A 277-nucleotide genomic window follows, 5' to 3' on the forward strand; every position below is an offset into this window, starting at 1 on the left:
TTCTCCATCCAAGCAAAGGCAGAGCGAATGAGCATTTCAAATCAGAAAATCCTGATCGTCGGCGGCGGCTCCGGCATGGGTCTGGCGCTGGCCCGACGCTGCAGTGAGGCTGGGGCCGAGGTGATCATCGCCGGTCGCGGCGAGAACCGGCTGCGACAGGCGCGCGAGGCGCTGGGCAATCCCGCCGGGCTGGAGACCGCGATGGCCGAACAGCTGCCCGTCGGGCGAATTGGCAACCCGATGACATCGCGGACTCCAGCCCGGCGGGATTGCCCAG

The 277-nt window shown here is 66.8% G+C and carries 1 protein-coding gene; it reads left to right on the plus strand.

Annotation, left to right across the window (positions count from 1 at the left end):
* Positions 1–27: 27 nt before the first annotated feature.
* Positions 28–277 (plus strand): SDR family NAD(P)-dependent oxidoreductase (locus EOC06_RS38935; protein ID WP_245470477.1); only part of this gene is annotated, 250 nt, incomplete at its 3' end.

It is taken from the genome of Mesorhizobium sp. M7A.F.Ca.MR.362.00.0.0, from assembly GCF_004023175.1.
Lineage (GTDB): Bacteria > Pseudomonadota > Alphaproteobacteria > Rhizobiales > Rhizobiaceae > Mesorhizobium.